Source organism: Sphingomonas sp. BK580 (assembly GCF_014194975.1).
GTDB lineage: Bacteria > Pseudomonadota > Alphaproteobacteria > Sphingomonadales > Sphingomonadaceae > Sphingomonas.
Genome location: NZ_JACIAY010000003.1, coordinates 379,185 through 393,335 on the forward strand (window position 1 = coordinate 379,185; position 14,151 = coordinate 393,335).

Sequence of the window (14,151 nt, forward strand, 5' to 3'; positions counted from 1 at the left end):
TCGTTGCTCCCTAGCTAGGGCGCGACACGCGTGCGCTCAACCGTCCAGCCCCAAGCTTTGCTCCGGCCGCGCCAAGCGGCGCTTGATCGGCGCGAGCAGATCCTCGGGCAGCACGATCAGCCGCGCCGCCGCGGTGTAGAGCAGCGCCGCCTCGACACGCGCGCCGGGCACGATCACCTCCAGCGCGGCGGCATAGGCCGCCATCTGGCGCAGGTGATAGTCGGGCACGTCCGCGGCGCTCTCCGGCACGACCCGTGACGATTTATAGTCGATCACGCGCACCACGCCGTCGCCGAGCAGCAGACGGTCGACCGTGCCCGAGATCACGCGCCCAGACGGCAAGGTCGCGCTGATCGGCGCCTCGGCGAGCGAGTCGGGGCCGAACAAGGGGGCCAGCGCGGGGCCGTCGAGCACCGCGAGCACCGCTGCCACCATCGGTGCCGGCTCGGCGACGCCGCGTTGGCCGAGCCACGCGGCCGCGGCCTCGGCGCGACGCTCGGGCGCGAGCGGGGGCAGCCGTTCGAACAACGCGTGGAGCAACCGCCCGCGCTCGGCCGCGGCGCTGGTGGCGGGAGTCGGCGGCGGGTCGGCGACCGAGTCGTCGCCGATCGACGAGGGCGTGAGCGGGCGCGGCGGCTTGGCGTCCTCGGGCGCATCGCGACGCGCCCAGTCGGGCAGCGGCGCGGCGGGGGCGCTCACCGCCGCGGCGCGTCTGGCCGCGACCGAAGCGGTCGGCGCGTGGCCGAGGAACGTCCGCTCGCTCCCGTCCTCCGCCGACGGGGCGCCGAGCGCGTCGAGCGTACGCGCCGCCGCGGCATACCAGCTCGCCTCGGGCGGCGTGCCCTGCCACTTGGCGCTGAGCGAGCCGGCGATCACCAGCCGCTCCTCCGCGCGCGTCGCCGCGACGTAGAACAGGCGCCAATGTTCCTCGCGCTCGCGCTGCTCGGCCGCGGCAAGCGCGGCGTCGATCGCGCCGGCGCGCTCGCTCGCGCGCGGGCGGAACACGGGGACCGCTGCCTCCATGTCCTCCGGCGTCCAGGCCAGCACCGATCGAGGCGTCGCGTCGGGGTCGGCGGTGGCGTCGGCGAGGATCACCAGCGGCGCCTGCAGGCCCTTCGCCCCGTGCGCGGTCATCACGCGCACCGCGTCGAGCGGCGCGGCGGCGTCGCGCACGATCTCGACCTCGTCGCGCTCGAACCAGTCGAGGAAGCGCTGGAGCGAGGGCGTCGAATCGAGCTCGAAGTCGAGCGCGGCGTTGAGCAGCTCCTCGATCGGGTCGCGCGCCTCCTCGCCCAGGCGCGCCAGCAGCTTGCGCCGTCCGTCGAGCGGGCCGGACAGCAGCTGCTCGAGGAAGCGATAGGGCGTGTCATAGTCGGCGCTGGCCAGCAGCGAGGCGACCGGCGCGACCGCGTCGCCGCAGTGGCGCTGGAGATGCCGCCACAGCCCGCCCTCGCGCGGCACCGCCCGCGCCATCAGCTCGTCCTGCGTCCAGCCGATCAGCGGCGAGACGAGCAGGCTGGCGAGGCTGAGATCGTCCTCGGGCTGGAGCACGAAGCGGATCGCGGCGAGCAGGTCCTGCACCGCCAGCGGCGCGGACAGGCGCAGCCGGTCGACGCCCGCCACTGGCACGCCCTCGGCGTAGAGCCGCGCGACGAGCAGCTGGGCGAGTTCGCCGCGGCGCTTGACCAGGATCATCACGTCCTCGGGGCGCAGTCCCCGCCCCTTGCTGCCGAGCAGCAGACCGCCGTGCTCGACCGGGCGCAGCCAGTCGCGCACCTGGCGCGCGATGTCCGAGGCGTTGCGGCGCACGGCATCGTCGGCCCACCCCTCCTCACCGTCCTCCTCGGCGTCGCTCGTGCCCGCGGCGATCGCGGGCCACAACGTCACCGCGCCGGGGCCAGCGACGCGGCTGGCGTGGACGGGGATGGTCTCGAGCGAGCCGAGCGCCTCGGCGCCGAGCTGACCGATCGCGGCGTCGACGAACTCGAGCACCGGCGCGGTCGAGCGGAAGGACTCGGTCAGCGAGAGCCGGTCGAACGGCAGGCCGCGCTCGTCGTCGGGCATGTCGTCGCTGCCCGCCACCTCGCCCGCCTTGCGCTGGAAGTGGCGCTCCGCCGCGAGGAAGGTGAACGGGTCGGTGCCCTGGAAGCCGAAGATCGCCTGCTTGAGGTCACCCACGGTGAACAGCGTTCGCATCGAGGGCGCGAAGACGCCGCGGCCGACGAAATATTCGTCCACCAACGCGCGGACGATCGTCCATTGCGCGACGTTGGTGTCCTGCGCCTCGTCGACCAGCACGTGCTCGGTCTGCTGGTCGAGCTTGTAGCGGATCCAGTCGCCGATCCCGTCCTGCTGGAGCAGCGCGACCGCGGCGCCGATCAGGTCGTCGAAGTCGACCGCGCCGGCGCGGCGCTTGGCGGCGGCATAGCCGCGCGCATAGTCGCGCCCCACCTCGAGCGCGGCGCCGAGCAGGTCCGCGTAGGCCGCGCGGCTGCGCAGCAGCAGCAGCTCGCCGCACCAGCCGTGGAGGCGCAGCGCATGGTCGGCGTACTCGGGATCGGCGGGCGCGCGACCCTTGCCGAACGACTGCGGCTCGCCGTCCTTACGCGCCCAGACGAGGTGGAGCGTGTCGAGCGTGGCGGCGCGCTCGGCCGGCGCGGCGGCGAGCCAGGCGCCGATCGCCTCGGCACGCTCGACGCCGCTCTTGGTGCCCCAGCCGCGGTTGAGCGCGGCGAGCCGGTCCAGCGCGGCGCGATCGACGCGATCGTCGCCGCACGCGTCGTGGACGTGCGAGTCGAGGTCGCCGAGCGGGACGCCCAGCTGGCCTCGAACGAACGGCGCGATCCCGCTCGGCAGCGCCTCCAGCGCGGCGCCGGCGCGCGCGCAGGCGACGAGGAACTGTTCCGCGCCCTGCTCGCCCAGCCGCAGGCTGAGCTGGCCGATCGTCTCGACCGGCGCGGTGCGACCTTCGCGCTCGGCCTCGACCATGAGGTCCGACAAGGCCTGGCGCCGCAGCAGCGCCTCCTCGCGCGGCTCGATCGGGCGGAAGCCCGGCACCAGCCCGGCCTCGATCGGGAAAGCCGCGAGCAGTCCCTGGCAGAAGCCGTGGATCGTCTGGATACGCAGCCCGCCGCCGGGCGCGTCGAGCACCTTCGCGAACAGCGTGCGCGCGCGCGCGATCAGAGCGGGCGTGGTGCGTTCGCCGAGTGCGAGCAGGTCGGCCGCGAGCTCGGTCTCGTCCATCCGCACCCAGGCGGCGAGCTGGCGGTTGATCCGCCCCGCCATCTCGGCCGCGCCCGCCTTGGTGAAGGTGAGGCACAGGATCGCGCCGGGCTCGACGTCGCGCAGCAGCAGCCGGAACACGCGCGCGGCGAGCACCTGTGTCTTGCCCGTCCCCGCCGAGGCCGAGAGCCAGACATGCGCCTCGGGCCGGCTGGCGCGGAGCTGCTCGCCGCGCAGGGTGGGCAACGGTCCGACCGCGCGCTCAGCCACGCGCCTGCTCCCGGCCATACCATTCGTCGCGGCGCATCAGCTGGTCATATTCGGCGTAGGGCGCGAACTCGGGGTGAAGCTTGGCGGTGAACGCCTCCTCGCCCGTGAGCCAGCGCGCCGCGGCCTGAGCGAAGCTTTCGCGCGCGGCAGCGACGAACTCGCCGGTCGGGATGCGACCGCCCTTGCCGGCGGGATCCGCGGGCGAGCTGACCGAGCCGAAGCCTTCGCCCTTCTTGGCGAGCGACCAATATTCGAACGCGGTGGCGGCGCCGCGGACGCCGTCGAACCCGCCCTGCTCGGCGATGGCGCCGAGCAGCCCGAGCTGGAGGTTGAACCCGCCGCGTACCGCCGCGACCGACGGGGCCTTGCCGGTCTTGTAGTCGACGATCGCCAGCCCGCCGTCTGGCATGCGATCGATCCGGTCGAAGCGGCCGTCGAGCGCGATCCCGGAGAGCTCGGCGCGACCGCGGCCCTCGACCGCGAGCACCTCGCGCCCCTCCGCGCGATCGGCCAGCGTGCGCGTCGCGATCCACTCGAACGCGGCGACCAGACGGGGTTGCCACAGAGCGCGCAGGAGCGGGTGCGCCGCCGGGTCCTCCAGCAACAGCCGCGCGCGCGGCAGCAGCGCCGCCGGATCGCAGCGATCGTCGCGCGCCCAGGCCTCGAGCACGGCGTGAACCGCGGTGCCGCGCCACGCCGCGCTCGGGTCGGCGTCGACCGGGTCGAGCGGCAGCAGCTTGAGGATCCGGCGCGCGTAGAAAGCATAGGGATCGGCCTTGAGCCGATCGACCTCCGTGACGGAGATCACGCGCGGGCGCAGCGTCGCGGGGGGAAGCGGCGCCGGGCGCGCCGTGGGGTGCGGCGGTCCGCCATGATCGAGCGCGCGAGCCCAGTCGGCTAGCGCGGTCATGCGCGGGAAGCGCTCGCCCGCCATCGCCTCGAGCCGCAGCCAGAAGCGCGAGGCGAGCGCGGGCGAGCGCTGGTCGCGCCGCGCGCGGGTGAGCAGCACGCGCGGTGCCCCCAGCGCCTGCGCGAAGTCATGCGCGGCCGTGCCGATGCCGCGCTCGAGCCCAGGCAGACCCAGCTCGGCGCGGACGCGCGGCGCCAGCCACGGGTCGGGCGCGGGCAGACCGGGCCAGACACCCTCGTTGAGCCCGGACAGGATCATCAGGTCGGCGGATTGAAGCCGCGCCTCGATCAGCCCGTAGATGGCCAGCCGCGGGTGGCGCTCCCGCGGGAGCAGGCGGATCGCCGACTCGTCCATGAGCTGGCGCAGCATCGTCGCGAAGCCGGCCGACGTGACGTGCGCCGGACCGTGCGGCGCCTGCGCCTCCAGCGCGGCGAGCAGATCGGCGGCCGCGCGCCCGGCGAGACCGCGCCACGCCTCCTCGCCGGCGAGCCGCTGCGCCGCCTCGCGCAGCCCCGCCACCAGCACCGCCAGCCTCGTCTCGCCGTCGCCGAAGACGCGCGCGATCGGATCGAGCAGCGCCCGCGCCTCGCGCCACCACTCCGCCGCGCGCGAACGGATCGCGCGCTCGCGTTCGTTCCCGCCGGCGAGATGGCGATCGATCCCGTCGAGCCCGGGCCCCGGCCGCGGCCCGCGCAGCGCGCGGTCGAGCCGGCGCACCCCGTCGAGCCACTGCCCGCGCTCGTCACCCGCGCGGATCAGCGGGTGTTTGAGCAGGGTCAGCAGCGCCATCGGCGCGAAGTCCTGCGCCGCCACCTCGACGATCGCGGCGAGCAACGTGCCCGGCGGCAGGATCGTCAACGGCCGCCCGGCGCTGTCGTCCACCTCGATGTTCCAGCGGCGACAGTGCGCGGCGACGCGGCGCGCCAACGCACGATCGGGCGTGACGAGCGCGGCGGTGCGGCCGGGCGTCTCGATCGCCTCGCGCAGCTTGAGCGCGATCGCCTGCGCCTCCTCGGCGGGGCTGGCGAGCTCGACCGCCTCGACTCCCGCGAGCCGACGGTCGCCGGCGTCCAGCCGGGTCCACTTGGCGGTGAAGGCGGCGGGCGCGAGCGCGTTGGCGATCGCGCGGCCGCGCGCGGCGCCGGCGTCCTGCTCGCTCGCCGCGCCCCAGCGACCGACCTCACCGCGCGCGGCGCCGATCCGCTCGAGCAGCAGCTTGAGGTGGAACTGCGGGTGAACCTCGATGGCGCGACGGCGCAGTCCGGTGACCGGATCGCGCCGGTGCGGGCCGAGCGCCTCCCATTCCTCCTCGGGGAGGTGCAGGTCGAGGTCGGCGAACACCACCGAACCTTCCGGCAGGCCGGCCACGACGCGCAGCAGTCGGGCCACCGCGGGTGCGGAGTCGGTGATGCCCGCGGCGCAGACGAAGCGCGCCGGCGGCTCGGCGCGCCACCGCGCCGCCTGCCGATCGAGCAGCTGCACCCGTCGCCACGCCGCGTCGATGCGGCCGAGCCGCTCGCGCTCCCGCGGCCAGCGCTCGAGCAGCAGCCGGAACAGCCGCAGCGACGCCTCCCAATGGTCTGACAACCCCTCGCTCGGATCGATCGCGGCGAGTGTCTCGGGCGGCACTTCCTCGACGATCAGCTGGTCGAGCGTGCGCGCCAGCTCGCCCGCGAGCCGCACCGCTTCCGCCGCGTCGACCCCGCGCCCGCTCGCGGCGCGCTCCTCGCTGACCAGCCGCGCGAGGATCATGCGGCGCTCGAGCGGGTCGATCGCTGGCGGTAGCGGCGGAACCGCGTCGGCAGGGTCGAGCGCGGCGCCGACCGCCGCTTCCAGATCGTCGCCGCCCAGCGCGACGATGCGTGGCAGCAGCAGTGCACCGCCGCTCGCCCGCACGAAGGCGTCGGTGATCGCCAGCGCGGCGCGGTTGTTGGGCACCAGCACCAGACCGCGCGCGAGCGCCATGCGGTCTCCGCCGTGGCGGCGCAGCAGCCCCGCGACGAGCGCGTCGGCGAAGGCGCGATGCGCCGGGATCGAGTAGAGCCGCAGGCCGCGCTGGCGGCCGGGCGCCTCAGACATCGGCGAGCAGTGCCTCGGTCCGCGCGATCGCGCCCGGTACATTGACCTCGGACCACAGGCCCTGGTGGACGAAGCCATAGGCGCGCCCGGCCTCGATCGCGCGGTTCCAGAAGAGGTTGGTCGAGAACGGCCCTTCGGGCCAGTCGCGGATAAGCGACGGCGCCATGATCTGCACGCCGGTATAGACGAAGGGAGCGACGCGACCCGGCTTGCGCCGCCCCGTCACGCGCCCGTCTGGCGCGAGGTGGAAGTCGCCCTGCCCACCATGATTGTGTGCGCGCGCGCACGGCACCATCAACATCAACGCATCCATCCGCTCGCCATCCCAGCGCGCGGCGAGCTGGCGGATCGCGTCGGTGGGCCCGTCGAGCCAGAAGTTATCGCTGTTGACGACGAGGAACGGCTCGTCGCCGAGCAGCCCGCGCGCCTGCACCAGCCCGCCGCCGGTCTCCATCAGCCGCTCGCGCTCGTCCGACACGATGACCTCGATGCCGTGGACGCGATGACGCAGGTGCGCCTCCAGGGCGTCGGCGAGATAGTGAACGTTGACGACCGCACGCTCTACCCCGGCCGAGCGCAGCCGGTCGAAGACGTGGTCGAGCAGCGCGCGGCCGGCCACCTCGACCAGCGGCTTGGGTCGCGTGGCGGTGAGCGGGCGCATGCGCTTGCCGATCCCCGCGGCCATCACCATCGCGGTGCGCGGCACGCGCGCGCCAGGATCGGGGCGGATGTAGCGCGGCCGGGTCACGCGCGCGCGCCGGCGATCAGCATCGGATCGCCGCGCAGCTCGGGCGCCAGGTTGTCCGCGAACCAGCGGGCTACCGGGGCGAGCACGGGCTGGCCGAGGTCACGCTCGAGATAGCCCCACACCCGCGGGCACAGCGCCGGGTAGCGCGGCTTGCCGTCGCGCTGCCACAGCCGCGTGAAGATGCCGATGATCTTGGCGTTCCGCTGCGCGCCGAGCACGTGATAGGCGCGCATGAACGCGTCTCCCTCGCCGGTCGCGGCAAGGTAGCGCTCCAGCATCCGCTCCTCCAGCGCGGGGTCGACGTCGCGGCGCGCGTCCTGCAGCAGCGAGACGAGATCATAGGCCGGGTGCCCCGCCAGGGCGTCCTGGAAGTCGAGCAGCCCGAGCGAGCGCGCCGGACCGACCAGCATCAGATTCTCGGCGTGGTAGTCGCGCAGCACGGTCACGGGCACCGCCGCCTCGGCGTGGCCGAGCACCTCGTCCCAGGCGGCGCGATAGCCCTCGACGTCGACCGTGACGCCGATCGCTGGGCAATACCAATCGGTGAGCAGCGCCGCCTCGCGCAGGAGCTCGGTCCGATCATAGGCGCGCACCGCCGCGGCCGGGTGACCGCGCAGCGCCACGAGCAGGTCGATCGCGGCGGCGTAGAGCGGCACCGCCGCGCCGGGATCCGCGTCGGCGGTCTCGCGCAGCCGCTCGTCGCCGAAATCCTCCAGCAGCACGAGTCCGCGCTCAAGGTCGACCGCGTGGACGGCGGGCGCCGCGAAGCCGCGCTCGGCGAGCCAGTGCGCGACATCGAGGAAGGGACGCGGATCCTCGTGCGGGGGCGGCGCGTCCATCAGGATGCCGCGCCGCTCGCCCGCGACGACGCGAAAATAGCGGCGGAACGAGGCATCGCCGGCGAGGGGGTCGATCCGCGCCTGGTGCCAGCCGTGGGTGTCGAGAAAAGCCGCGGCGTCCGCCGGCGGCGTCATCGGGGTCGCCATCGCGCTCCCCAAGCGGGCGGCGCCGCCCAAGTCAAGCGCCGCGCGCCGTCCGGCTCGACCGCGAGGGTGAGCGCCAGTGCGTCGGCCCATCGCCCCGGTCCGGCCCGCTCGGGCCACTCGATCAGCAGCGCCGAGTCGAGCCGCGCCTCGTCGAGCCCCAGCTCCTCCACCTCGCCTGGCTCGTCGAGCCGGTAGAGGTCGACGTGGAGCAGCGGCAGCGTCACGTCGGGCGGGGCGTAAGGCTGGACGATCGCGAAGGTCGGGCTCGGCGCCTCCTCGGCGAGCCCGAGCGCCGCCAGGACACCACGCGCCAGGCTGGTCTTGCCCGCGCCCAGCCCACCCGACAGCGTCACCACGTCGCCGGCGCGCAGCAGCGGCGCGAGCTCAGCCCCGAGCGCCAGCGTCGCGGCGGCGTCGCTCAGCCGCAGCGATCCCCGCTCGACGCTCATCGCCGCGGCAGCTCGACCGTGATCAGCGTGCCCTCGCCCGGCTCGCTCACCAGACTGATCGTCCCGCCGTGCGCCTCGACGAACTGCTTGGCCAGCGGCAGGCCGAGCCCGAGCGCGCGCTCGCTGCCGGCGGAGACGCCGCTCTGCGCGAACCGATCGAAAGCGCGGGCGGCGACCTCCGGCGGCAGGCCCTCGCCGTCGTCGGAGACGATGATGCGCGCGTTCTTGGCGTTGCCGTCGACGTGGAGCAGCACGCGTCCTTCGCTGCGCGCCGCGCCGACGGCGTGGCGAAGCAGATGCTCGACCACCTCGCGGATGCGCCGGGCGTCGCCGGTGAGCCGGCCGGCGGAGCGCTGCACCTCCACCACCAGCTCGACATGGTGGCGCTTCGCGGCGGCGCGAAGCGCGTCCGCCGCGGCGCGCGCGACCGCGGCGAGGTCGACGTCGCCGCGCTCGAGCGGGCGCGCGCCGGTGTCGGTCGAGGTGAGATCGAGCACGTCGTCGATCAGCAGACCGAGCCGGTCGACCGAGTCGAGGATCGCGTCGAGATAGGCGGTGGCGTCGGGCGTCAGCTCGCCGGCATAGCCGCCGTGCAGCATCTCGGCGAAGCCGCTGATCGAGGTGAGCGGCGTGCGCAGCTCGTAGCTCATGTTGGCGACGAAGGCGGTCTTGACGCGGTCCGCCGCCTCGAGCGCGTCGTTGCGCTCGCGCAGCGCCTGTTCCATCGCGCGGCTGTCGGTGACGTCGAGCATGGTGAACAGCGCGTTGCCGTCGGGCAGCGGGACCGCGGCAAACTCGAAGTTGCGCCCGTCCGCGAGCGCGATGTGCCCGGCGCGCTGCTGCCGCTCGACGGTGGCGACGCGCACCAGCTCGGCGATCGAGCGCGCGCGGCGCGGGTTGGACAGCTTGGCGGCGACCTTCTCGGCGATGACGTCGACGCGGGGATGGCCGGTGAGGAATTCCTCGTCGAGGTCCCACAGCGCGCGGAAGCGATTGTTCCACAGCTGGAGGCGGCCGTCGGCGGCGAAGACGCCGAGCGCCTCGAACAGATTATCGAAGGTCGCGGTGCGGACGCGCAGCAGCGTGTCGCGGGCGCTGGCGAGCTGGACCTGCTCGGTGCGATCCTCGAAGATCAGCAGCAGGCCGCCGTCGGGCAGCGGCTGCGCGACGACGCGCAGGTGCGTGCCGCCGGGCAGGTGCCAGTTCTCCTCGATCGCGCCCTCGGCGTCGACGAACCAGCCGCGCCGCTCCGCCTTCCATCCGGGGAAATCGCGCACCTCGGGAACGCGGTTGGCCTCGCGCATCCGCTCGAGCACGCGATCGAACTCGGGTCGGTCGGCGAGCCACTCGAGCCTCATGGCGAACATGCGCCGGAACGGCTGGTTGCAGAAGACCAGGCTGCGATCGCGGCCGAACTGGGCCACGCCGGCGGATAGTCGGTCAAGCATCGCGCGCTGCGCGTCGGCGAAGCGCCGTTCACGCGCGTGGCTCTGCTCCAGCTCCTCGATGTCGATCGCATAGCCCGCGACGCCGCCGACCGGCAGCGGCACGTCGTGGATCCGCAGCGAGCGCCGCGCGCCGCCGATCGTGGCCGGCAGCACGCGCTGCTGCGGTCGCCCGTCAGCGAGCGCGACCGCGGCGCCCGCGCTCGGGCCGCCCTGCCCCGAGCCGTCGACCAGCTCGAGTCCGCGCCCGACCACGTCGGCGGCGTCGCTGCCCTCGACCGCGCTGACATAGGCCGAATTGACGATGGCGATATGCAGGTCGCTGTCGCGGTACCACATCGGCAAGGGCGCCGCCTCGACCAGTCCGGTCAGCGCGTCGAACGCGTCGGACAGTTCGGCATATTCGGCGCGCAGCCGGCGACGCTCGCCCTCGCTGACGGTCGAGTCGTAGAACCACAGGATCACGGCACTGCCGCGTCGCTCGCCCTGCACCGTCAGCGTGCGCTGACCGTCGCGCGCGTGCAGGCTGCGCGTGAAGCCGCGCGCCGAGCGCTGACACGCCGACAGCTCGCGCGCCATCGCCTCGGCATCGGACGAGTCCATGCCCCAGCCCGCCGCCTCCAGCTCCTGAAGATAGGACGGCACGCCCGAGAGGCCCAGCCAGTCGGCGACGCGGCGCGCCATTTCGACCCGCCCGTCAGGGTGGACCACCACCGGCTGCATCGGCGCCACCGCCAGCAGCGACTCGAGCGCGTCGCGCCCACGGATCGCGCCCGCCGCGGCGGCGCGCGCGCGCAGCCCGAGTGCCAGCAGCACCGCACCGGCGACCAGCAGCAGCGCCACGACGGTGCCGACGATCACCGCGGTAGCGGGCGCGATCGTGATCATGGACGCTGCACCATGGCACGCAGGGACGGCATGTCCCGTGATTTAGCAAGCCCTTCGCGCCGGAAAAGCGTCTGGGCGAGGAAAAACGGGCGTCGCGGCGGCCGCCCGCTCTCCCGATCAGAACAGCCGATCGAGCGCGATCCGAGCACCGGCGTAATAATAACGGCCCAAGAAGGAGTAAGAGAATGGGCTGTAGCCGGTGGGCTCCACGCCAGCGCCGGTGAGATTGTTGGCGCCGAAGTAGAAGCTGAACCCCTTCTCGACCGCGATCGACGCCTGAATATCATGCTCCCAGCGCTCGCGGTAGTAGAGGTACTCCGGCGCAGCGATGTCGGGGTTGGCGCTGACCTGGTCGCGGGTGAAGCGTCGGACCTTGCTGGAATAATTGATACCGTAGTTGAGCGTCACCGCGCCCTTCGTCCACGTCAGATCGAACGTACCCGCGTATTTCGGCGCAGGCAGTTCCGGCAGCTCGAGCTGGTCTTCGCGCTCGGCCCCGGGGGTCGGAACGAAATCAAGACGATCGAGGTAGTTGCCGACGAGCTTGAGATTGAATCGTCCGAGATCGCCGGCATCGAGGTTATACGCGACCTGAAGATCGAGGCCCTGCGTGCGGAACGCGGCGACGTTCTGCGGCTGAAGCAGGTAATCGCTGACATAGCCGGTGGCACCGCTGCGCGAGACGTTGGCGCAATATGGATTGTCGAGCGTCGGCTGGTCGACGCAGAGGTCGGCGAGTTGCTGCGCAGTGGGCAGGTTCACCGCGTTGGTCAGGTTGATGTTGTACCAGTCCGCGGTAATCGACAGGCCGGGCGCGAAGCGCGGCAACAACACCACGCCGGCGGTCCAGGTCTTGGCGGTCTCCTCCCGCAGCGTGCGGTTGCCGCCCGAGCGGCCCGGCAGACTGACCGTGGCCGCCGGATCGTTGACCGGGTTAAACGCGGCGATCTGAGCCGGTGACAGACCGGCCGCGGTCAGCGCAGCCTGACAATTGGCAACTCTGTATTGCGTGCCCTCAGGCAAGTTCTCTGGATCGCACGGGTCATCGATGAAGGAATAGGCACCGCTCACCGGCGCGTACAGCTCGGTGATATTGGGCGCGCGCACAGCTTCCGAATAGCCGCCACGGAAACGGATGTCGCGCACCGGCGCCCAGATGCCGCTGACCTGCCACGTCGTCGTGTTGCCGACGGTGCTGTAATCCGAGACACGAAGCGCCGCGTTGAGCTCGAGCGTGTTCGCGAAAGGCAGGTCCTTGAGCAGCGGCACGCGCAGCTCGCCGAACGCCTCCTTCACGTCGAAGCTGCCGCTCTCGCGCGAGGTCTGCGAGAAGTTCAGCAGCGCCCCCGCCTCGACCAGCGGGTCGGGCGTGAAGCGGCTGCTCTCCTTCCGATACTCGGCGCCGAGCGCGAAACCGACGGGACCGCCGGGGAGCTCGAAGAACTGGCCGAAATCGCCGCTGATCGAGCCGGAAACGACGTGCTGCTGGACCCGGTAGTAATTGACCATGTCGGCCTGAGCGAACGCCAGCGCCGCGGCGCTGGGTGATCCCTCGCCCAAGACGTTGAGCGGCTGGCACCCGCTGCTCGCACCCGGCGTGAAGGTCGTCGCCGGCGAATCATAGTTGTTCGGATCGATATTGGCGGTCGGATCCAGGTTCGAGCGACACACGATTTGTCCCGTCGCGGGGTCCCGTACGGCGTCGAGCGCCGCGTAATAGCGATCGCTGATGCGGTAGTTGGTGGACAGGAAGCGGCTGTCGGTCCGGCCGTAGGTGTACGAGATCTCGTAGCGCGCATGGTCGCTGATCCGCCCGTCCGCCCCCACGACCGAGCGATAGGTCTCGCGCTTGGACGATTCCCCGCGAACGCCGAAATCGAAATTGTCGCGCGAGATGTAGGCGCCGTTCGCCGCCGCGTCGGCACCGAAGCGATCGATCAGGAAAGCATTGTCGGGCGCGAGGTAAGTGAAGAAGTCGAAACTCGGCTGCGACACGGTGTAACTGTGCGTGTTCGTATACTTGCCCTGCGCGAAGAGCCGCAGCGCCGGCGAGACCTCGAAACTGGTGAGCAGGTTGACGTTATGGATGCGGTTCTTGGGCTGGAGATCGCCCTGATAGCCGGCGAGCGGCGTGCTATCGCCGCCCTGCGTGAAGCCGGTACCGGGTAGCAGCCGGCCGCGATCGTAGACGCTGCCGTCGCCGTTGAAGTCTGGGATCTCGTCGAGGTCGAGGTCGACGGCACCGCCGCGCGAGCTATCGGCATAGCGCAGGTCATTGGTCCGCACGCGCGTATACTGGCTGCCAGCCGCGTCATCGCGAACGATGCCGTAGGTGCGCAGCGGGTTACCCGTGCGCTCGCGCGCGAAGGAGCTGACCCGGTCGTCGTCGCGAAACTCGTAGTTGAGCGCGATATTGCCGCGGCCGCCGGCGAAATTCTTGCCGCCCGTGACTGACGCGAACCGTCCGCCGGCGTCGCCATATTCGGAGATGCCGGTCTGCGCGCGCGCCACCAGCCCTTCGAAGTCTCGCTTGAGCACGAAGTTGACCACGCCGGACACGCCGTCGGCGCCATAGATCGCCGAAGCACCCCCGGTGGTGACGTCGATCCGCTCGATCAGGTCGGCCGGGATAGTGTTGATGTCGACGGACGCGGTGCCGGGCAGGCCGGCGACGTGTCGACGGCCGTCGACCAGCACCAGGGTCCGGTCCGCACCGAGATTGCGCAGGTTGAGCAGGTTGACGCCGGCAGCGCCGTTGTCGGCAGTCGATCCCGACTGGCTCGCGCTGGTCGACGAGCCGATCAGCGCGGGGTTCTGCGTCAGGAAGTCGGTGACGTTGACTCGGCCGGACTGCTGCAACGACGCCGAGGAGTAACTGGTGACCGGGGTCGGCGAGTCGATCTCGGGCCGGGCGATGCGCGAGCCGGTGACGACGATATCGCCGGGATCATCGGCCTGCGCGGCATCCGCCGCGGTCGGCGCCGCGTCCGGTGCGTCCTGCTGGGTCGCCGTCTCGAGCGGCTGCTGCTGCGCGTGCGCCGGCAGGCTGAGCCCAGCCGCCGCCAGCGCGACCAGCGCACATCCGCTCCGCCAATGCGAGATCGTCATCGCCTTCCCCTGTTCCGAAGCCGCAGCCCTTCTGTCCCATTAGGGA

7 protein-coding genes are annotated in these 14,151 nt (G+C 72.4%); all 7 read right to left on the reverse strand.

Features of this window, described 5'->3' with window-relative positions:
• Window positions 1–36 precede the first annotated feature (36 nt).
• The gene (addA, locus tag FHY05_RS08370) at window positions 37–3,510 is read right to left on the reverse strand and encodes a double-strand break repair helicase AddA (RefSeq protein ID WP_183943910.1); all 3,474 of its coding nucleotides are present in this window, start codon (window positions 3,508–3,510) and stop codon (window positions 37–39) included.
• Window positions 3,485–6,481, reverse strand: a complete 2,997-nt coding sequence (gene addB, locus FHY05_RS08375) for a double-strand break repair protein AddB (protein WP_183943911.1) — start codon at window positions 6,479–6,481, stop codon at window positions 3,485–3,487. Before addB ends, addA begins: the two co-directional genes overlap by 26 nt.
• Window positions 6,474–7,229: a nucleotidyltransferase family protein gene (locus FHY05_RS08380; RefSeq protein WP_311732410.1), complete on the reverse strand. Its 756-nt coding sequence runs from the start codon at window positions 7,227–7,229 to the stop codon at window positions 6,474–6,476. Before FHY05_RS08380 ends, addB begins: the two co-directional genes overlap by 8 nt.
• Complete coding sequence (locus tag FHY05_RS08385) at window positions 7,226–8,215, reverse strand: aminoglycoside phosphotransferase family protein (protein ID WP_260181402.1); 990 nt, start codon at window positions 8,213–8,215, stop codon at window positions 7,226–7,228. The genes FHY05_RS08380 and FHY05_RS08385 overlap by 4 nt, the downstream gene beginning before the upstream one ends.
• Complete coding sequence (gene tsaE, locus FHY05_RS08390; protein ID WP_183943912.1) at window positions 8,200–8,664, reverse strand: tRNA (adenosine(37)-N6)-threonylcarbamoyltransferase complex ATPase subunit type 1 TsaE; 465 nt, start codon at window positions 8,662–8,664, stop codon at window positions 8,200–8,202. Before tsaE ends, FHY05_RS08385 begins: the two co-directional genes overlap by 16 nt.
• On the reverse strand, window positions 8,661–10,997 hold the full coding sequence (locus tag FHY05_RS08395) for a PAS domain-containing sensor histidine kinase (protein WP_183943913.1): 2,337 nt from the start codon (window positions 10,995–10,997) through the stop codon (window positions 8,661–8,663). Before FHY05_RS08395 ends, tsaE begins: the two co-directional genes overlap by 4 nt.
• Before the next feature lie 117 nt (window positions 10,998–11,114).
• On the reverse strand, window positions 11,115–14,105 hold the full coding sequence (locus FHY05_RS08400) for a TonB-dependent siderophore receptor (protein WP_183943914.1): 2,991 nt from the start codon (window positions 14,103–14,105) through the stop codon (window positions 11,115–11,117).
• Window positions 14,106–14,151 lie beyond the last annotated feature (46 nt).

Coding starts and splice junctions, on each gene's coding strand:
- addA (WP_183943910.1), bottom strand. CDS start 3,510: ATGGCCGGGAGCAGGCGCGTGGCTGAGCGCGCGGTCGGACCGTTGCCC.
- addB (WP_183943911.1), bottom strand. CDS start 6,481: ATGTCTGAGGCGCCCGGCCGCCAGCGCGGCCTGCGGCTCTACTCGATC.
- FHY05_RS08385 (WP_260181402.1), bottom strand. CDS start 8,215: ATGGCGACCCCGATGACGCCGCCGGCGGACGCCGCGGCTTTTCTCGAC.
- tsaE (WP_183943912.1), bottom strand. CDS start 8,664: ATGAGCGTCGAGCGGGGATCGCTGCGGCTGAGCGACGCCGCCGCGACG.
- FHY05_RS08395 (WP_183943913.1), bottom strand. CDS start 10,997: ATGATCACGATCGCGCCCGCTACCGCGGTGATCGTCGGCACCGTCGTG.
- FHY05_RS08400 (WP_183943914.1), bottom strand. CDS start 14,105: ATGACGATCTCGCATTGGCGGAGCGGATGTGCGCTGGTCGCGCTGGCG.